This is a genomic window from Proteiniclasticum sediminis, from assembly GCF_018128025.1.
Classification (GTDB): domain Bacteria; phylum Bacillota; class Clostridia; order Clostridiales; family Clostridiaceae; genus Proteiniclasticum; species Proteiniclasticum sediminis.
Genome location: NZ_JAGSCS010000001.1, coordinates 271341 through 289082, shown reverse-complemented (window position 1 = coordinate 289082; position 17742 = coordinate 271341). Strand labels below are relative to the sequence as shown.

Genomic DNA, 17742 nt, shown 5'->3' with positions numbered 1-17742 from the left:
ACGGACAGGCGTCCGGCCTCAAGGGGTTTCCTTCTTGCTATGGGGGTTAATCCACATGGATCTCCGTGACGGTGGTGAGGGGCACTTTTTCAAAGCCCAGGGACTCATAGAGGGCGATGGCCTGGCGGTTTTCCACGGAGACGAAAAGATACAGGGAGTGGAACCCTTCCTGGGCCAGAACATCGGCGGCCTTCATGACCAGATGGGTGGCGTAGCCCAGCCGCTGGGCGGATTTCCGGGTGAAGGTGTTGGTAATGGTGGGTTCGCTCCGATAGAGGCAGGTGAGGACCCCGGAAAGCACCCGGTTGTCCTCCAGGATCAGATGGGAGGCCTGGGGCAGGAATGTGCCATAGAACCCGCGAAAGACCCGTCGAAGCTCTTCCAGGGCTTCCTCCAGGGTTTCATGCTCATCGTCCACGGTGCCGGCGTAGGCATCCAGCAAAGCTTCCGCCATGGGGAGAAGTACCTCTTCCGTGGCAGGCACCAGGGGCACGGTGAAGTTTCGAACTTCGGGTTTCAGCCGCAAACTCATGCGGATTCGCTGGGGCATGTTCACCACCTCCTTCTTTCATTCTAATCGATTTCCCCGCCGTTGACATTGAATTCTGAAAATATTTGGGCTAAACTTGTACTAGTGTCGAAAAAAAGAAAGCTCCCCAGGAGCTTTCGAATGGGATTCCTTTTTCCCCAAAGAAAAAGAGTCCGATCAATGATTGATCAAGGAGAAGACCGCAGATGAAAATCATCCATTTGGCCGATCTGCACATCGGCAAGTATTTTAACGGGATCTCCCTCCTGGAAGACCAGAAGGAGATGCTCAGCACCCTCCTGCAGGTGATCCGGCAGGAAAAGCCCCAGGTGGTCATCATCGCCGGGGATATTTATGACCGCTCCATTCCCCGGGAAGACGCCGTAAAGGTCTATGACCGGTTTCTCACGGAGCTGTCCCGGCTGGAGCTGAAGACGCTCCTCATCACCGGAAATCATGACTCCCATGAGCGGGTGGGCTTTTTAAACACCCTTCTGGAGGACAAGGGCCTTCTGGTGGAGGGGAATGTACAGCGCCCCTTACGCTGCATCACCTTAAAGGATGAGTTTGGTCCCGTGGAATTCTATCTCTTTCCTTATCGGGATACGGCCAATCTCAAGACCATCTATGAGCTGGAGACCTTCCGGGAAGACAGCAAGGTCTATGCCCGGATCTTTACGGAAAGCGTCAAGAAAAACAGCCACCGCAAAGTCCTCGTTTATCACGGATTTGTTGCCGGCTCCTCCCGGGAGGAGATGGTGGAGAGCACCTCGGAGAGGATCCTGTCCGTGGGCGGCCATGATTTTATTCCCCGGGATGTGTTTGCGCCCTTCCACTATGTGGCCCTGGGCCATCTGCACAGTCCCCAGTGGGTGCAGCCCGGAAAAATCCGCTATGCCGGGAGCCCCATGAAGTATTCTTTCTCCGAAGAGAAGCACAAGAAGAGCATCAGCGTCATTGACCTCAATGAAGCCGGGCAAGTGTCCCTGACGGAAATTCCCCTGGTCCCCAAGAAAGACGTGGTGACCCTGGAAGGCACCTTCAACGAGCTGATGAATCTGGAGTATCCGGGAAATCCCGAGGACTACATCCGGGTGGTGCTGAAGGACAAGGAAGAGATTCTCGAACCCATGATGCGGCTTCGCACAAAGTTTCCCAATATCCTGGAGCTGAGCCGGGAACGGGATCGGGAAGAGATTCTCAATAACTATTCCGATTTCAGTATCCTTCAGTCCAGCGACATGGCCAAGCTCTTCACGGACTTCTATCAGCTGAAGAATGACCGGGAAATCCCCGAGGAGCATCTGGCGCTCTTAAAGGAGTTTGTCCGGGAACTGGAAGGAGGCGAAGCGCCATGAAACCCATGAACTTATCCATCAAATGCTTCCTGGGGTTCCATGAGGAAACCCAGGTGGATTTTCGGCCCCTCTACGAGGACAAGCTGTTTCTGGTCACCGGTCCCACGGGGGCCGGCAAAACCTCCATTTTTGATGCCATCTGCTACGCCCTCTATGGGGAAGGCAGCGGAGAAGAACGAAACAAGGCCAAATGCTACCGCAGCCAGCTGGCCACGGACCAGGAGGATATGGAGGTGTCCCTGGATTTTGAAGTCCGGGGAGAGGGCTACCATATCCGCCGGGTAGAAACTGCCAAGGGCCTCAATAAGGCGTTTTTCTACAGCGATGCCGATCCGGAGAAGCTGCTGACGAAAATCCGGGAAGTGAATCAGGAGGTGGAAACCCTCATTGGCCTCAGCCTGGATCAGTTCAAAAAAATCGTCATGATCCCCCAGGGAGAGTTCCGGGAGTTTCTCACCGCCGGCACAAAAGACAAGTCGGAGATCCTGAAGAAGCTTTTCTCCACGGAGCAGTATGAAAAAATCCAGTGGCTCATCAAGGCAAAGTTCGATGAAGCCCGGAACCTGGACCGAAATCTCGTCACCCGGTTCCAGGAAACCCTAAAGGAGTACGCCATCGAGGGGAAAGACATCGAGATGGGTCCCGATGCCCTGGAAGAGAGTCTCAAGACCGAAGAAGAAAACCTTCAAACCCTCGTCAACGCCGGAGAGGCCCTGACGCTTCAGGAAAAATCCCTGGAGCAGGCCATTCGGCAAAGGGAAAAGGATAACCAGGATTATCGGGAGTTCCAGCGGGTGCGGGAGGAGTTTCTGAAAATCCAGGGACGGCAGAATGCCATTAAGGTTCGGGAAAAGGAACTTCGGCTTCTGAAAAAGATCGAGGCCATCACCCATCTGGAGAAACAGCTCCTGGGAAAAGAAGGCGAGATCAAGAAGTATAAGGCAGAACTGACGGAGCTGGCGGAAGGGCAGCGCAAGCTCTCGCAGCATCGGGAAAAGAGCGGCAAGGCTTTGGATCTTCTCAACCTGGAGTTCCAGGGGCTGGATCAGTTAAAAGAAGAGAAGAACCGCTGGACATCCCTCTATGAGAAATCCCTACGGCTCCATGACGTAATGAAGAAGCTGGAGGCCGAAGAAAAACGGGGACAGGAGAATCAGCGGAAGCTGGAGTATCTGAAAAAGAAGGAAGAGCAGCGGCGGGAGTTATCCCTGGAGGAGCGTTCGGTCTCGGAAAGCTTGTCTCAGGAAAAGATCCGGGAAATGGAGCTGAAACTCAGCCTTCAGGAGTCCCATGGCCGCCTGAAAATGCTCAAGGGCCTCTATGAGAAGTGCCAGAAATGGGAAAACAGCGAAGCGGCCATTATGCAATTAAAAAAAGAAGAAGACAACCTTCAGCGAAATCTTCTGGTGGGCCAGAATGCCTGGACATCGGAGCTGAAAAAACGCAGTGCCAACTATGCGGCGATTCTCCGGGCAGAACTGGAAGAGGAGCGGCCTTGTCCCGTCTGCGGCTCCCTGGAGCACCCAGGGGTATCCCGGGAAGCCCAGGATTTTGATGAGGAAGCTTTAAACCGCCTGGAGGAGAACTGCAAAAAGCTGGAGCGCGATCTCCTGGAAAAAAATGCCCTGCGGCAAAACACGGAAAAGAACACCGCCGAGCTCCTGGAGGAGATTCTTCTCCTCACCGATGAACAGGGTATCCAGGGTCACCGGCTGGATGACATCCGCATTCTGGGGGTGGAGGAAAAAGCGGTCTATCGCCGAATCGAAAACCAAACCCTGGAAAATAAGAATGCCCTGAACCGGCTCACCACCCAAAAGGCCGGGCTCCAGGAAAAAATCACCGATCTTGACCGGGAGCTGGAGCATCTGGATGACGTCCTCAAGGAAGCCGATGAAAATAAGGCGATCCTGGGCGAACTGCGCGGGGAGCTGAAAAGCCTCCAAAGCGAAGGGGTGCCTGTGGAAACCCAGGCCCTGGGGCTGAAGATCCGGGAGCTGGATCGAACCATCAAGGACATCACCCAGCGCCACGAGGAGGCCAGGCAGGCCCATGAGGAGATCCTCCAAAAGGAGAAGGAGCTCAGCGGGCGGGAAACCGCCCTCCACAGCACCCTGGTGGGGGCTCTTGACCAGGCCAAGTCCATGAAGGACCAGTTCTACGAGGATCTGGACAAGGCGGAAGTTAGCCGGGAAACCTATGAGCTGGAGAAGGGCAATGTTCAGCGCATGGGCGAGCTGGAAGAGGAAGTTACCCGTTATTACCAAAGCTACAATGGAGCCAAGGGCGCCTTTGAACTCCTCCAGGAACGGGGAGAGCAGCTGATCCACCGGGAGGTGGAACCGCTGCAGGAACAGCTCAAAGCCTTGCAGCAGGAACTCCGGGAAAAGCAGGCGGAAATCCGGGAAAAGACGATTCTCTACCATAATCTCCAAAAGGCCCATGAGAAGCTCACAAAGATCCATGAACACTATCGAACGAATAAAAAAATGCTCCTCATGGTACAGGACCTCCATGACACGGCCATCGTGGGCATGGGCTTCGAGACCTTCGTCCAGTCTTACTACTTCGAGGGAATTCTCCTTCGGGCCAATGAACGGATGCACCGGATGACCGAGGGCCGCTTCCAGCTGAGGCGCCGCAATGAGACGGAGAGCCGCCGGGAAAAGATCGGCCTGGGGATCAATGTCTTTGATGAGTATACCGGCCGGGAGCGGGATGTACAGTCCCTGTCCGGCGGAGAGAGCTTCAAGGCCTCGCTGGCCCTGGCCCTGGGACTTTCGGACTTTATTGAAAGCCATAAAGCCAGCGTGAATCTGGAGACCATCTTCATCGATGAGGGCTTTGGCTCTTTGGATCAGGACTCCCTGGACAATGCCATGGAGTGTCTCCTGGAGCTCAATCTTTCGGGACGCATTGTGGGGATCATCTCCCATGTGACGGAGCTCAAGGACCGGATTCCCGGCAAGATCGAAGTGAAAACTGTGCCGGGGAAGGGAAGCGTCATTGTCACCTCAGGACGGAAAGCTCTGATGAAATAGTCAAAAGGTTTAGCGAAGAAATGCCGGGGGAGGACTCCCGGCATTTTTTTCAGCGCCGGCTGTAAACGATGCCCTTTTTTGCGTATAATGGAGCCAGAACAAAGGAGGCGACGGCCATGACCAAGGTTTTGGATTGGCTTATGGATGGAGAGAACCCTTCTGTGACGTATTTTGCGCGAAAAAGCCTGCTGGAGAAAGGGGAGGAGGATCCCCAGGTCCGGGAGGCCAGGGACCTCATCGCGATAAAAGGTCTCGTTCCCCAGGTGCTGGAGCTGCAGAATCCGGATGGGAGTTTCGGCGAACCGGAGCGGTTCTATCTGGATAAATATGGGGGAACCGTATGGACCATGATGATTTTGGCGGAGCATGGAGCGCCCCCGGAGGATCCCCGGGTGCGGTTAGGCTGCGAGTTTCTTTTGGCCCATGCCCGGGAACCTCTGGAGGGGGGATTTTCGGCCAAAGCCCAGGCGGGCCTTGGCACGGGCCTTCCCGGTGTGGTCGTCCCATGCCTCACGGGGAACATGGTGTTTACCCTTTTTCGACTGGGATACGGGAAGGATCCTCGGGTGCAGGAGGCCATCGCCTGGCTCCTGCGCTATACCCGCACAGACGATGGAGATGGTCCTGCGCCTCAAGGTGCCTTGTTTGAATGGCGGGAGCCCTGCTATGGAAAGCACAGCTGCCACATGGGGGTGGCCAAATCCCTGAAGGGTCTGGCGGAAATCCCGGAGGATCAGCGAAGTCCGGAGGTTCGGGCCAAGCTGGAGGAAATGGCGGAGTACTTTCTGAAGCACCATATCCACAAGAAAAGTCATGATCTTGATGAGGTGAGCAGGCCCGGCTGGCTGAAGCTGGGCTTTCCCCTCATGTACCAGACGGATCTTCTGGAGATTCTTCATCTCCTCACGGGGCTAGGGATCAAGGATCCGCGCATGGACGAGGCTTTAGCCATCCTTCAGGGGAAAGCGCAGGAGGGCCGGTGGAAGCTAGAGAGCACCATGAACGGCAAGACGTTAATGCCCGTGGAGCAAAAAGGAAAACCTTCCCGGTGGATCACCCTGCGGGCCCTGGAGACCTTGAAGGGTCAGGGGATCGGGGAAAAGTGAATCAATTGATATTTATTAGGAGGAAGAACATGAAATACTGCTGGACCACCCTACATGTGCGCAGCATGGAGGAATCATTAGGCTTTTACCAGGACTTTGTGGGACTTGAGGTGAGGAGCCGTTTTCAGCCCCAGCCGCTGCTGGAGATCTGTTTTCTGGGCGGAGGGGAAACCCAGGTGGAACTCATCGCATCGGGGGAAGAGTCTGTTTCGGGGAAAGGAATTTCCCTGGGCTTTGTCACGGAAAATCTGGAGCGGACGCTGAAGGATGCGGAGGAGCGGGGCTATGCCCTTTTAGGACCTCCGGATTCCCCAAATCCCCGGATGCGCTTTGCCTTTGTGGAAGACCCCAATGGCTACCCCATCCAGTTTGTGGAATATCGCCAGGCATAATGAATGAATCGACTGAATCGTAAGGAGTGGTTTCATGCTTTTCTACATCATCATGGCAGTTTCACTGCTGGCCATCGGCGGAATGGTCCATGGCCTGAAATGGCATTTTCTGATTTCCGGGTATAACACCATGAGTCCTGAAAAAAAGGCCCGGGTGGACATCGAAAAGATCGCCCGGCTCATGGGCATCTGGTCCTATGTCAACGGCGGCGTCTTTCTTTTCATGGCCTTCCTTTCCTGGCGCCAGGTGGAGGTGAGCATGCTCCCCGCCATGGGTTTTCTGGTGATCACCTTGATCCTCATGCTGATCCGGGCTCAGAAGTATGACGGGAATCTCTACGAGGAGGATGGCCGCTGGAAGAAGTCCAGCAAGATTCAGATGGCGCTGGTTCTTGGGGGAATCAGCCTGGTGGTGCTTTTTGTCGGAGGGATGCTCTATTCGAGCATGCAGCCGGTGACGGCGGTCATGGAAAGCGATCAGCTGACGATCCGCGGGATGTACGGCGGAAGCTACGCCTATCAGGACATTACAGAGGTTAAGCTTCTGGATACCCTTCCCACCATCACCATGCGCACCAACGGTTCGGCCGTGGATTCCCATCTTCGGGGCTACTTCAATACCCGGGAACTGGGAAAAATCAAACTCTTTGTGGATACGAAGCTGCCGCCTTTCATCCAGTTCACCCGGGGAAATACCACGGTGATTTTCAATCTGATGGACGCGAAGACCACCACCGCTTTCTATGAGTCCCTGGAGGAAGCCTTAAAGAACAGCGAACCATAATGGGATCAGCATAAAACTTCACCGATCCCGGTTACCCGGAAGAGACGGATCCATGATTCAAAATCATGAGGAAAACGAGGTGTACCATGAAACAGGAAAAGATCAGGAATATCCTTCAGAAAGCGGTGGAAGAGCGGAGTCTCTGCCGGGTTTATCTCGGGTATAACGTATACTACCAGTATTATTTTCCGGTTCTTGTTGGAGAAAAGCTATTCCTTGGGGCTGAAGAGGATGATTTCATCCTGAATGGTTTTTCCATCCTTCGGTTTCAGGATGTGGAAAAAGTGGAGCTGAAGGATGACCTTTGCATCAAGATCCTCGAGCAAGAGGGAATTATTGAAAGCCTGCAAGTTCCATCGGTGGATCTTTCCTCATGGAGAGAGGTTTTCCGGTCGTTGGAGAAGATGAACCGGAACATCATCGTGGAGAAGGAAAGTTTAAAGAAAAGGGAAACGGAGTTTTACATCGGCCGTATCCTGAAAATGGGAAAAAACCATGTGGAGTTACTCCATTTCGATGCTATGGGAAACTGGTTGGATCAGCCATATCGAATCTCTTTTGAGGAGATAACCAGTGTAAAGTTTGGGACCAGATATGTGGAGACCTTCTCCAAGTATCTGGAGGATATCCCTGCATCTATGAAGAAACGGATCCAGGTCCATGAAGAGGTTATGGGTTAGCATTCCAGTGCGGAACCTTCAGGCAAAACTCTTGGTGAATCATTCGGAAACCTATTTCACATCATTAAAAAGAGCGCCAGGATTCCTTTTAGGGAGTTCCTGGCGCTTTCGTGTTCTTTTATGCTGTTAGAGAAGCTTCATGTCTCCGGGTTTGATTTTCCCCATCTTCCGCATGATTTCCGAGATGAGGAGGGTGAGAATCGCCGGGAGAATAAAGTGCATGAGGGCAATGAGGAAATAGGTTCGGGGCTCTGCCCCCATGACACTCACCGCATCAAACTGACCCACGAGGCCGCTGGTGCCCATTCCGGCGCCCAGCTTTGATCCTTCCATCTTGAAGACAAAGCTGGCCATGGGGCCAAGAATTGCGGAAGCCAGGGTGGGCGGGATCCAGATTCGGGGATTCTTGATGATGTTGGGGATCTGGAGCATGGAGGTGCCCAGGCCTTGGGAAATGAGCCCGCCGATGCCGTTTTCCCGGAAGGAAGCCACGGCGAAGCCCACCATCTGGGTGGCACAGCCCACCGTGCTGGCCCCGGCGGCAATGCCGGAGAGGCCTAAGGAGACGGAGAGGGCGGCGGAACTGATGGGGAGGGTCAGCACCATCCCCATGACTGTGGAGACGATGATCCCCATGGGAATGGGCTGCAGCTCCGTGGCCCGGTTGATCAGAGAACCCAATAGGGTCATGAAGGACGCGATGACGGGGGCGATGTAGTTTCCCACCAGACCTCCGGCCACAATGGCCGCCAAGGGAAGCAGAACGATTTCCACCTTGGTCTTCCCCTTGAGAAACTTGGTCAGCTCAGCACCCACCAGACCAGCAATGAGGGCACCCACGGGTTCCCCGATTTTGGCAGCCACAATGGCGCCGTTCAGGGTAAAGGTGCCGGCGCCGATGGCTCCGGTGACTGTGGAGGCGAAGATGCCCAAAGGAGGTGCGCCCACGCTGTAGGCCACGGCGGCGCCGATGGCGGGACCCATGAGAGACTGGGCCATGGTGCCGAAGGTCACCAGGAGGGGCAGCCCCAGGAGCGTTCCGATCTGTTTTATGATGAGGCCGATGAGCAGGGAAGCAAAAAGACCTTGTGCCATTCCATTGAGGACCTTGATCGAATAATCCGTGATCCGTTTGCGGATCGGAACCTGAGGCTTGTCCATTCCTGATTCTCCTTTACTCTTGACGCTCCAGCCTTGAAGGGGCCGGGTCCACATAGAGGGTTTTGTTGGTGGAGTAGATGACCATGCCGGGTTTGGCCCCGGAGGGTTTCTTTACGTTTTTCACCGTGGTGTAGTCCACGGGTACCTTCGTGGAAGCGGAGGCCTTGCTGTAATAAGCGGCCAGATTTGCGGCTTCCAGCAGGGTATCCTCGCCGAACTTTTCTCCCCGGATGATGACATGGGAGCCGGGGATGTTTTTCGTGTGGAGCCAGGTATCGGTGCGGTGGGCGAACTTTGTGGTGAGATAATCGTTCTGGGTGTTGTTTTTTCCCACGTAGATATCGATACCCTCCGAAGACTTGAAGTGGAGTGGCTTGGACACCTTCTCCTTTTTGGAAGCGGTTTTCTTGAACCGAAGATAACCGGCCACCATGAGTTCCTGCCGGATGTCCTGAATCTCTGTCTCATTTTCCAGATTGTCCAGGGACAGGAGAATGGAAACCAGATAGTCCTCCTCCTCCTGGGCCAGGATCTTTTGGCCTCGGGCCATGATCTCCGCCCGCTTTTTCTTGTTGTAGCGGTTATAGTAGCTGTCGATATTCTGGCTGATGCTCTTGGATTTATCCAGGGAGAGGGTGACCATTTCCCCCGTGTAGTAGTTGAGAAGTTCCGCTTTCTCCTGTCCGGGAGTCAGGGCGTAGACATTGGCCGAGAGAATCTCGCCAAGAATTCGGTACTCGTCCTTGTCCTGGCTGTCCACGATGGACTTGTCCAGGAGTTCAATCTTTTTTCGTACCCGCTGGAGATTGTTCTGAAGGATTTTCTGCAGATCCGAAGTTTTTGCCCGGATCCGGTCCCGCAGGTCCTTCTCCCGTACATAGGTTTCCAGCGCCAGGGAGGGAGAGGTATAGACTTCGTGGTCTTCCGTGGGCGGCAGGGCCGACACATCCAGATACTCCCCGTCCTTTTTGGTGATGTAGAAGGCTGTGCTCGTGGTGAGTTCCTGGAGGCTTTTCCGGATGAGGGAGAGAGAAGGCTTCGCGGGGTGGCCCTCATAGAGGGCATGGGCTGTCTTTTTGGAAATGCCGGTGAAATGCCGGGCAAAGAAGTCCGGATCCCAATCGGAAACGTCGGTGCGCTCCAGAAGCTCCTCATCGCTGTAGGTTAAGGGATTGAGCTTTCCGCTGGCCGGGGGCGCAATATATTCCTTTCCGGGAAGCAGGGTTCGATAGGTGTTGCGAAGGGACGAGACATGCTTGATGCAGTCCACGATGGTGCCTTCGGTTTCCCGGTAGAGGATGATGTTGGAGTGCTTGCCCATCATCTCCACGGAGAGGACGAAGGGCTGGTCTTCGCCGAAGTCATCCACCCCCAGAAGGTGCAGATTCACCAGACGGTCTCCCTGGATCTGCTGAATGCCCAGGATGCGGGAGCCCACCAGATGCTTTCGAAGCACCATGAGGAAGAGGGGAGCCTGCAGGGGATTTTCCCGGGGCTGCTCCGTCAGGTGGATCCGAGCGTAGGTGCTGTTGGCCGTGAGGAGAACCTTCTGGTTGCCCTGCTGTCCCCGCAGATGGAGGATGATCATGTCGGACTCCGGTTGGGTCACCTTATTGATTTTTGCGCCCAGAACTGTCTCTTGCAGTTCCTGGACGATGCTGCTGAAAAAAATACCATCTAATGCCATGGCGATCTCGCGCAGGATTCCCTGCGTTTCCTCCTTGTGTTCATGGGCTGGGGCTGTATGTTTCATGCTCATTATAGCGTATTTGCGGGATGGCTCCAAATGATGAATGAAAAAACCCCCCTGCCGGATAATGAGATCAACGACGAAAAGGAGGGAAAAGAATGGATCTGGAGGAGCTGGTTTTGGAGGGGCGAAGGCGAGGGGCCTCAGATATCCATTTCGTTCCCCAGGAAGGGGAGGTGCCGGTATATTTTCGCCTCGGGTCGAAACTGCAGCCCCAGGGAAGACTGGCCCCCGGGGCCTATCAGGTTCTCCTTCAGCAGGTGAAGGCCTTGGCCCAGCTGAATATCTCCGAACGGCGTCTTCCCCAGGACGGCATGCTGAAAGTGGGGGCGCTGCCCCTTCGGGTCAGCACCATTCGCTGTCTCCAGGGGGAGTCTTTGGTTCTGCGCCTTTTTCAAAGGAATCTTCTTGCCGCCGAGGAGCTGGGCTTTCGTCCCGAGGATCTGGCTCGCATTCGCCGCCATCTTCGCGATTCCGGCGGGGTGACCCTCATCTGCGGAGAGACCGGCATGGGGAAGAGCACCACGCTGTATGCTCTCCTCATGATGCTCCGGGATGCAGGCCTGAAGGTCATTTCCGTGGAGGATCCCGTGGAGCAGGAGATTCCGGGGATCATTCAAAGTCCCATTCTGGAGGCGGTGGGGTTTGGGTATGACGAAGCGATTTTTGCGGCCCTGCGGCAGGATCCCGATGTCATTGCCATCGGGGAAATCCGAAATCCCGTCACGGCCAAGGCGCTGATCCGGGCATCCCTCACCGGGCATCGGTTCATCTCCACCCTTCATGCCCAGGGGCTTCCGGGGGCCCTGCGCCGCCTGGAGGATTTGGGGGTAAGTCCGGTGCTGGCCCGGGAAGCCCTGACCCTGGTCATCGGGCAAAAACTGATTTCCACCGAAGGAGGAAAGCATCTTGAAGCTGAGCTGGAATATCCCCCGGAGACTGTATCCGGGGAAAGCACGGAAGAAACATTGGAAAGAACAGTTCTTCTATGAGAAGGGGACGATGCTGAATAACGGGATTCCCCTGACGGAGCTCCTGGTCCTGTCCCCGGATCCCTGGGATCGGGAGCTCTACAGGGCCATCCTTCAGGGGGAAACCCTGTCCCAGGGGTTAAGCCGACTCCCGGACTTTCTTCCACGGGAGATCACCATGGTTCGCCTTGCGGAGGAAACGGGAAATCTGGCCCATACCTTTCTCCTCATCCATGATCGGCTGAAGGAGGAGCGGGAAATGGCATCAAAAATCTTTTCGGTGCTCACCTATCCCGCCCTTCTGGTGGCGGCGGCGCTGGGGTTTCTCCTGGCCAGTCTCTATCTCTTTCTTCCCCTGATGAATGAGCTGCTTCTCAGCATGGGGGTGGAGTATCCGCTGCTGCAGCAGCTCCACGGGTTTTCTAGGCAGGTTCCCCCAGGGGTTCTTCTCCCGCTGCTGGCGGTCATTCTGGGGGCTGGGGGACGAAGGCTGGCTTCTCCCGAACGGCTCCTTCGGCGGCTTCTGGGGAGTCAATGGGGACTGTATTTGGAAGCCCAGCAGATGGAGGGCCTCCATGAGCTCCTCCGTGCCGGGGTGGACATCCTCAGCGCCTTTGAAGTTCTTGGAAAGGAGGGATTTCCCGTGAAGGGAGTGGTGACGTCCATCCGAAATGGGGTGGGGCTTCGGGAGGCTTATCGGGCGGAAGGAGCATCGGAAACCCTGCTGGCCTGCCTATTCCTGGGGGAGGAGACGGGGAATCTTCCGGAAGCCTTGTCCACGTATCTTCTACTCCAGAAGTTCCGGTTTCAGGAGAGAATCCGCAAACGGAGCGCTCTCGTGGAGCCGGGAGCCATTCTCCTTCTGGGGATCCTCATCACGGCGCTGTCGGCGCTTCTTCTTCTCCCCATGCTGGAAGCTTATGAAGGCCTATAGAGGGGGGCTTCTCCTGGAGACGATCCTGGCGCTTTTTCTCCTGGGGGTGCTCGTTGGCCTGGGCGGTGGCGGAAAACCTAAGGCGATTTCGCAAAATCCCCGGGAGGCGCCGGTGATCCTTTATGGTACGCTTCTTTCCGAAATGCGGGAAGTGAGCGAAGGGCGGAGCCTGAAGACCGTGCGAGTCTATGAGCATCTTCTTCTGCGCCAGGATCGAAAAGGCGTTCTCGAAGGGCGAACCGTGCTGGATCCGGGGATGAGGATCTACTACGGCTCCGCCTATCACCCCACATTTACCGCCAGCACTGATTACAGCTTTCTGATCAATGGCGTGAGCAACCGCAGCGGGCTCCTCTATTTTTACCGGGATGGCCGCCTGGAGGCCACGATGATGATCCATCTGGGGACCCAGACCCTGGATGTCCGGGGGCCCTGAAGGAGGATAGGAATGGTACGAAGAAAAAAACTTTCTGGGCAGATGAGTCTGGCCCTGGTTCTTTACACCCTCCTGGTTCTAAGCCTCCTGCTGACGCTGTCCGCGGAAGGGTTCCGCGGGAAGAAAATGCGGGCGGAAAGGGAGGCCATGCTTCGCTTTGACTATGGGGTGGAAGGTTACTTTTTGCTCCTGGCCTCCGGGGCCCTGGAGTTTTCAGGCGATACGGCCTATGGCCGAGTTCCGGGAGAAGGGCTGGAAGCTTTCCCCCCGCCGGGGGACTATGTCCAGGTGACGACAGGAGAGGAGGAGATCATTCTTGAGGGGTATTTCCAGGGGAAGCTCAGGACAACCTATGCCATTCCGATCCCCTAAGCCTGGGGGAATGCTGCTGGAGGTTTTGGTGGGGCTGGTGACCAGCTTTCTTCTCTTTCTCCTGGCCTCTCGGCTCTATCTGGCCCAAGCCCTGCAGTTTCAGGAGAATCTGGATTTTCTTCTGGAGACGGATTACGCCTACCATGCCTTTGAGGTGATCAAGAAGGATCTGTACACGGACACCCGGTCCGTGGCGCTTCTGGGGAATGTCCTCTATATCCGGAAGGAGGACTATGTCAACGCTCCCTATATTCGGCTGGAGGAGAGTGGGGGAAGGCTCCGCTATGCCTTTGGGAAAACCGGCTTCCAGGGCACGACCTATCAGTACCTCTCCTATGGCGTGAAGAGTGTCACCATGCGGCAGGTGGGATCGGTGGTCTTCATCCGGCTCCAGTTTTCAAAGACGGCCTATGAAAGGGGGTTTTGGATTGAACCGCAAAGGAGGTAGCGTAATGTACACCATGATGATCCTGATCTTGTGCTCCAGTATGGCTCTTCGAAATTTCCGGCTCTTTGACAGCCACCGCTACCTGGAAAGAGGGGTATATTCCCTGGACCGGCGAGTCATGGAATTTTCGGGGATTCTGAGTGGGGTGGAGGAGGAGCTGGATCTGCGCTTTGCTACTTTGGAGGAAGCCATGGTCTTTTTTCGAGCCGGGAGAAGCTTTCCCTATAAAAACTTCACGATTTCCCTGGATCCGGATTATAATGGACTTGAAGTCAATATGCTCAAGGTGGTGGACAATGTGTCCCGCTATGCCCGAAGAGTGGAGGTTCTCCACCTGGGTGGCGTGTTCCTCCTTGTGGCCAGAGGAGTATGAAGCATGAAAACCCTGTATCTCATCGGTATGCCCGGCAGCGGAAAGAGCGCCCTGGGCGAAGCCCTGGCAGAGTCCTTAGGTCGCCCCTTTCTCGATACGGATGGGGAAATTGCCCGGAGAACCGGCCGCACTGCAGAAGAAATTATTGCTCAAGACGGCGAAGAAGCTTTTCGCCGTCTTGAGCACGCTCTTTTTCAGGAGCTCCAGGTACAGTCTTCCCTGGTGGTTTCCACGGGCGGAGGATTCCCGCTGTTCAATGACCATATGGCCAGGATGAATGAAGAGGCCCTGGTCCTGTATCTTCGGTTTTCTCCCCAAACGCTATGGGAGAGGCTGAAAGAAGACCGGCACCGGCCCCTGTCCGATACCTGGGAGAAAACAGAAGCCCTCTATGGCCGTCGGAAGTCCATTTACGAAACGGCCAGGCTGATCTATGACGGAGGGGAGGATTTCCAGGAGAATCTGAAGGGGATTCTTCAGCTTCTGAAACAGTATTGTCCGGAGGAGTTTTGACAAGGAGCCTGTCCCGAAAGGTCTGAAAGGGGATGGGGAGAGTTCTCTGGTCTTGTATTTTTAGCGTGTAAAGACTCCGGTGATCTTTATTCATTCGAAGAAGAGCCTGCAGTTGGGCTTTTCCCGGTTTTTCCACGATTTTTGCCCTCAGTGAAAATTTATTGCCAAACAGCCGTTGATCTGATAAAATATCCTTGGTAAATTACGACATAGATTGACGCAGAAGGAATCCCCCCTTGGGAAGGAAACCATCCTTTTGTGTTTTTGGAGGGAAGACAGAAACTGTCTTCCATCTCGACGTATGGGGGTAAATTTTGGAGGTAGAGAAATGATTTCAGCAAGTGAATTGAGAAAAGGTGTCACATTCGAACACGACGGCAACGTTTTTGTCGTCCTGGAGTTCCTGCACGTCAAACCCGGCAAGGGCGCGGCTTTCGTTCGAACCAAGCTTCGTAACGTCATCTCCGGCGGAACCACAGAAACCACATTCAATCCCACCACCAAGCTCCTGGAAGCGGTCATCGAGCGCAAGGAGATGCAGTACCTGTACAACGACGGAGAGCTCTACTACTTCATGGATCAGGAGACCTTCGAGCAGATTCCCCTGAACTATGAAAAAGTGGAAGAAGCCATCAAGTTCCTGAAGGAAAACAACTTCGCCGTCATCAAGTTCTACAAGGGAGAAGCCTTCTCCGTGGAAGCTCCGAACTTCGTAGAGCTCACCATCACCCAGACCGAACCCGGGGTGAAGGGGAACACGGCGACCAACGCCCTGAAGCCTGCCATCGTGGAAACTGGGGCTCAGGTTATGGTTCCCTTCTTCATCAACGAAGGCGATGCCATCCGTGTGGACACCCGTACCGGCGAGTACATGGAAAGAGTATAATTTCTGCAAACCAGGCCTGGAGAATTCCGGGCCTTTTTTTATCCAGGGAGCGATTACGGCTTCGGCCACAAGGTTTCAGCCCTTGAGGGGAGCGGGAAATCTCCCCATTTCATTGCTTAAAAAGGGTCAATTTGGTATAATAATTCCAAATAAGACCTTGAGGATCGAGGAGGACAAGAAATGAGCGAGAATATGAAGAAATCCCAGGGATACGGAGTGGTAAAAATCTCCGAGGACGTGGTGGGCGTCATCGCCGGCATTGCGGCCAGCGAGGTCCAGGGGATCCAGGGACTCCATCCGACCCTGACCGGAGGGATCACCCAGGTGGTCACGGGAAAACGAAATGTGACCAAGGGCGTCAAGGTCACCGTAGGCGAAAATGATGCGATCATCGACATGGTGGTCAGCGTGGAGTATGGCTATAAAATCCCGGAAGTGGTCAGCCAGGCTCAAAAGAATGTCAAGGAAACCGTGGAGACCATCACCGGACTGAAAGTTTCCGCCGTCAACGTCATGGTCAGCAATGTCCATGTGAAGGACAAGGAAAAAGAGACAAAGGATAAGTAAACGGGAACCCTCTGACCGACAGAGGGTTTTTTGCAGTGAACCAAATAACCGAGCAAGGAGGGGCTTTGCCCTTATGAATACAAGAAAACGAACGCGAGAAATCGCCATGGAGCTCTTATACCAAAATACGATGAACGAACGCGACGTGAAGGAAACCATCGCCGACTACTTTGAGACCAGCGAGGAAACCACCATGGACCAGGTGGACCTGGTGTACCTGGAAACCGTTCTGGCCGGCGTCGAGGAGAAGAAAGAGGAACTGGATGCCCTCATTGAGAAGTACCTGGTGGGCTGGAAGATCCAGCGTCTGTCCCGAATTAACCTCAGTATCCTTCGCCTTGCCACCTATGAACTCCTCCACATGGAGGATATTCCCCCCAAGGTGTCCATCACCGAAGCGGTGGATCTGGGGAAAAAGTATTCAGAGGAGTCCGCAGCCCCCTTCATCAACGGGGTACTGGACAAGATCAGCAAGCACAATGAGGAACCTGCCCCTCAAGAGGACGAGTCCTCATCCGTTTCAGACACCCTCAGCGAATAAGGCTCACCGACGGTGTCGGGAGAAGGAGGAGTTATGGGAGAAATCATCAATGTGGCGGCCATCGCCAAAGCGGAGAAGGAAAAGCTCCGACAGCGCATTGAAAGCGCACGCATTGCCGGAAAAGGAACCCCCACCCTGGCTACGGTGCTGGTGGGTGAGGATCCTGGCTCAGTCTACTATCTCGACATGCAGAAACGAACCCTGGAAGCCCTGGGCGGTACCATGCTGAAGATAACCTTAGGCGGTGACGCCAGCGAGGAGGAGCTCCTCGAAACCCTCCAGGCCCTCAATGACGATGATAAGGTCCATGGCATCATGGTCCTCTTTCCTTTGCCCAAAACCATGGATGCCCAGCGCATTGCGGAAGCCATTGACCCGAAGAAGGACATCGACGGCATCCATCCCCTGAACATCGGGCTGCTGGCCTCGACGCCCAAAGAAGGCATCGCCCCCTGCACGCCCATGAGCGTGGTGGAGATCCTTAAAGCGGTGCTGGGCGACCTGAAAGGCCGCCATGCGGTGATCATCGGAAGAAGCAACATCGTGGGAAAACCCCTCATTCAGCTGCTTCTCCGGGAACAGGCCACGGTGACCGTGTGCCACTCCCGTACAGCGGATCTTCCCGCTGTGGCAAGAACCGGCGAAATTCTCATCTCCGCCATGGGACGCCCCCTCATGATCACCAAAGAATATGTGGGTCCAGGCGCCGTGGTCATCGATGTGGGAACCTCGGAACTGGAGGGCCAGATCACCGGTGACTGTGATCTTACCTCGGTGCTCCCGGTGACCTCTTGGGCCACCAAGGTCCCGGGAGGGGTGGGAACCCTCACCACCACGATCCTCATGCGTACGCTGACGGATCTCTTTGAGGCGAGTACCCCAGCCGTCCCCCGCAGATAG

The 17742-nt window shown here is 55.1% G+C and carries 20 protein-coding genes; 17 read left to right on the top strand and 3 right to left on the bottom strand.

The window, feature by feature from the left end; translation table 11 throughout:
- Positions 1-46: 46 nt before the first annotated feature.
- On the bottom strand, positions 47-550 hold the full coding sequence (locus KCG48_RS01340) for a GNAT family N-acetyltransferase (RefSeq protein WP_211799484.1): 504 nt from the start codon (positions 548-550) through the stop codon (positions 47-49).
- Positions 551-735: 185 nt separating this feature from the next.
- On the opposite strand from KCG48_RS01340, the gene KCG48_RS01335 reads away from it, so the two are divergent.
- From KCG48_RS01335 to KCG48_RS01310, 6 genes are all read left to right on the top strand, one after another.
- Entirely contained in the window at positions 736-1887 is a 1152-nt protein-coding gene (locus KCG48_RS01335; RefSeq protein WP_211799483.1) for an exonuclease SbcCD subunit D, read from the top strand.
- Positions 1884-4928 (top strand): AAA family ATPase, encoded by a 3045-nt coding sequence (locus KCG48_RS01330; protein ID WP_211799482.1) that lies wholly within the window; start codon positions 1884-1886, stop codon positions 4926-4928. The genes KCG48_RS01335 and KCG48_RS01330 overlap by 4 nt, the downstream gene beginning before the upstream one ends.
- 116 nt (positions 4929-5044) lie before the next feature.
- Positions 5045-6034 (top strand): terpene cyclase/mutase family protein, encoded by a 990-nt coding sequence (locus KCG48_RS01325; RefSeq protein ID WP_211799481.1) that lies wholly within the window; start codon positions 5045-5047, stop codon positions 6032-6034.
- A 29-nt stretch (positions 6035-6063) separates the two neighbouring features.
- Positions 6064-6426, top strand: coding sequence for a VOC family protein (locus KCG48_RS01320; protein WP_211799480.1), 363 nt, complete (start codon positions 6064-6066; stop codon positions 6424-6426).
- A gap of 52 nt (positions 6427-6478) precedes the next feature.
- Positions 6479-7210 (top strand): DUF3784 domain-containing protein, encoded by a 732-nt coding sequence (locus tag KCG48_RS01315; RefSeq protein ID WP_211799479.1) that lies wholly within the window; start codon positions 6479-6481, stop codon positions 7208-7210.
- A gap of 86 nt (positions 7211-7296) precedes the next feature.
- The gene (locus KCG48_RS01310) at positions 7297-7890 is read left to right on the top strand and encodes a hypothetical protein (protein ID WP_211799478.1); all 594 of its coding nucleotides are present in this window, start codon (positions 7297-7299) and stop codon (positions 7888-7890) included.
- Positions 7891-8016: 126 nt separating this feature from the next.
- On the opposite strand, the gene KCG48_RS01305 is transcribed toward KCG48_RS01310, so the two are convergent.
- Together KCG48_RS01305 and KCG48_RS01300 are read right to left on the bottom strand one after the other, a co-directional pair.
- A complete protein-coding gene (locus KCG48_RS01305) occupies positions 8017-9051 on the bottom strand; it encodes a PTS transporter subunit IIC (protein ID WP_211799477.1) in 1035 nt (344 codons plus the stop codon).
- A gap of 13 nt (positions 9052-9064) precedes the next feature.
- Positions 9065-10810: an Rqc2 family fibronectin-binding protein gene (locus tag KCG48_RS01300; protein ID WP_211799476.1), complete on the bottom strand. Its 1746-nt coding sequence runs from the start codon at positions 10808-10810 to the stop codon at positions 9065-9067.
- Positions 10811-10899: 89 nt separating this feature from the next.
- On the opposite strand from KCG48_RS01300, the gene KCG48_RS01295 reads away from it, so the two are divergent.
- The 11 genes from KCG48_RS01295 (at position 10900) to KCG48_RS01245 (ending at position 17742) form a co-directional block, all read left to right on the top strand.
- Positions 10900-11793, top strand: a complete 894-nt coding sequence (locus tag KCG48_RS01295) for a GspE/PulE family protein (protein ID WP_211799475.1) — start codon at positions 10900-10902, stop codon at positions 11791-11793.
- Positions 11711-12706: a type II secretion system F family protein gene (locus tag KCG48_RS01290; RefSeq protein ID WP_211799474.1), complete on the top strand. Its 996-nt coding sequence runs from the start codon at positions 11711-11713 to the stop codon at positions 12704-12706. Before KCG48_RS01295 ends, KCG48_RS01290 begins: the two co-directional genes overlap by 83 nt.
- Entirely contained in the window at positions 12693-13142 is a 450-nt protein-coding gene (locus tag KCG48_RS01285; RefSeq protein ID WP_211799473.1) for a hypothetical protein, read from the top strand. The genes KCG48_RS01290 and KCG48_RS01285 overlap by 14 nt, the downstream gene beginning before the upstream one ends.
- A 12-nt stretch (positions 13143-13154) precedes the next feature.
- The gene (locus KCG48_RS01280; RefSeq protein ID WP_211799472.1) at positions 13155-13514 is read left to right on the top strand and encodes a hypothetical protein; all 360 of its coding nucleotides are present in this window, start codon (positions 13155-13157) and stop codon (positions 13512-13514) included.
- A 10-nt stretch (positions 13515-13524) separates the two neighbouring features.
- Positions 13525-13962, top strand: a complete 438-nt coding sequence (locus tag KCG48_RS01275; protein WP_211799471.1) for a hypothetical protein — start codon at positions 13525-13527, stop codon at positions 13960-13962.
- Between the two features lie 4 nt (positions 13963-13966).
- A complete protein-coding gene (locus KCG48_RS01270) occupies positions 13967-14335 on the top strand; it encodes a hypothetical protein (RefSeq protein WP_211799470.1) in 369 nt (122 codons plus the stop codon).
- A gap of 3 nt (positions 14336-14338) precedes the next feature.
- Positions 14339-14848: a shikimate kinase gene (locus KCG48_RS01265; protein WP_211799469.1), complete on the top strand. Its 510-nt coding sequence runs from the start codon at positions 14339-14341 to the stop codon at positions 14846-14848.
- 328 nt (positions 14849-15176) lie between these two features.
- The gene (gene efp, locus KCG48_RS01260) at positions 15177-15734 is read left to right on the top strand and encodes an elongation factor P (RefSeq protein ID WP_211799468.1); all 558 of its coding nucleotides are present in this window, start codon (positions 15177-15179) and stop codon (positions 15732-15734) included.
- A 180-nt stretch (positions 15735-15914) separates the two neighbouring features.
- Positions 15915-16301 (top strand): Asp23/Gls24 family envelope stress response protein, encoded by a 387-nt coding sequence (locus tag KCG48_RS01255; protein ID WP_211799467.1) that lies wholly within the window; start codon positions 15915-15917, stop codon positions 16299-16301.
- A 73-nt stretch (positions 16302-16374) separates the two neighbouring features.
- On the top strand, positions 16375-16842 hold the full coding sequence (gene nusB / locus KCG48_RS01250; RefSeq protein WP_211799466.1) for a transcription antitermination factor NusB: 468 nt from the start codon (positions 16375-16377) through the stop codon (positions 16840-16842).
- Positions 16843-16875: 33 nt separating this feature from the next.
- Entirely contained in the window at positions 16876-17742 is an 867-nt protein-coding gene (locus KCG48_RS01245; RefSeq protein ID WP_211799465.1) for a bifunctional 5,10-methylenetetrahydrofolate dehydrogenase/5,10-methenyltetrahydrofolate cyclohydrolase, read from the top strand.

Bases quoted from the DNA above. Each gene is read 5' to 3' on its own strand.
- KCG48_RS01270 (WP_211799470.1), top strand. From the start codon at position 13,967: ATGTACACCATGATGATCCTGATCTTGTGCTCCAGTATGGCTCTTCGA.
- KCG48_RS01310 (WP_211799478.1), top strand. From the start codon at position 7,297: ATGAAACAGGAAAAGATCAGGAATATCCTTCAGAAAGCGGTGGAAGAG.
- KCG48_RS01255 (WP_211799467.1), top strand. From the start codon at position 15,915: ATGAGCGAGAATATGAAGAAATCCCAGGGATACGGAGTGGTAAAAATC.
- KCG48_RS01320 (WP_211799480.1), top strand. From the start codon at position 6,064: ATGAAATACTGCTGGACCACCCTACATGTGCGCAGCATGGAGGAATCA.
- KCG48_RS01245 (WP_211799465.1), top strand. From the start codon at position 16,876: ATGGGAGAAATCATCAATGTGGCGGCCATCGCCAAAGCGGAGAAGGAA.
- KCG48_RS01315 (WP_211799479.1), top strand. From the start codon at position 6,479: ATGGCAGTTTCACTGCTGGCCATCGGCGGAATGGTCCATGGCCTGAAA.
- KCG48_RS01280 (WP_211799472.1), top strand. From the start codon at position 13,155: ATGGTACGAAGAAAAAAACTTTCTGGGCAGATGAGTCTGGCCCTGGTT.
- KCG48_RS01335 (WP_211799483.1), top strand. From the start codon at position 736: ATGAAAATCATCCATTTGGCCGATCTGCACATCGGCAAGTATTTTAAC.
- KCG48_RS01325 (WP_211799481.1), top strand. From the start codon at position 5,045: ATGACCAAGGTTTTGGATTGGCTTATGGATGGAGAGAACCCTTCTGTG.
- efp (WP_211799468.1), top strand. From the start codon at position 15,177: ATGATTTCAGCAAGTGAATTGAGAAAAGGTGTCACATTCGAACACGAC.
- KCG48_RS01275 (WP_211799471.1), top strand. From the start codon at position 13,525: ATGCTGCTGGAGGTTTTGGTGGGGCTGGTGACCAGCTTTCTTCTCTTT.
- nusB (WP_211799466.1), top strand. From the start codon at position 16,375: ATGAATACAAGAAAACGAACGCGAGAAATCGCCATGGAGCTCTTATAC.
- KCG48_RS01295 (WP_211799475.1), top strand. From the start codon at position 10,900: ATGGATCTGGAGGAGCTGGTTTTGGAGGGGCGAAGGCGAGGGGCCTCA.
- KCG48_RS01305 (WP_211799477.1), bottom strand. From the start codon at position 9,051: ATGGACAAGCCTCAGGTTCCGATCCGCAAACGGATCACGGATTATTCG.
- KCG48_RS01300 (WP_211799476.1), bottom strand. From the start codon at position 10,810: ATGAGCATGAAACATACAGCCCCAGCCCATGAACACAAGGAGGAAACG.
- KCG48_RS01330 (WP_211799482.1), top strand. From the start codon at position 1,884: ATGAAACCCATGAACTTATCCATCAAATGCTTCCTGGGGTTCCATGAG.
- KCG48_RS01265 (WP_211799469.1), top strand. From the start codon at position 14,339: ATGAAAACCCTGTATCTCATCGGTATGCCCGGCAGCGGAAAGAGCGCC.
- KCG48_RS01340 (WP_211799484.1), bottom strand. From the start codon at position 550: ATGCCCCAGCGAATCCGCATGAGTTTGCGGCTGAAACCCGAAGTTCGA.
- KCG48_RS01285 (WP_211799473.1), top strand. From the start codon at position 12,693: ATGAAGGCCTATAGAGGGGGGCTTCTCCTGGAGACGATCCTGGCGCTT.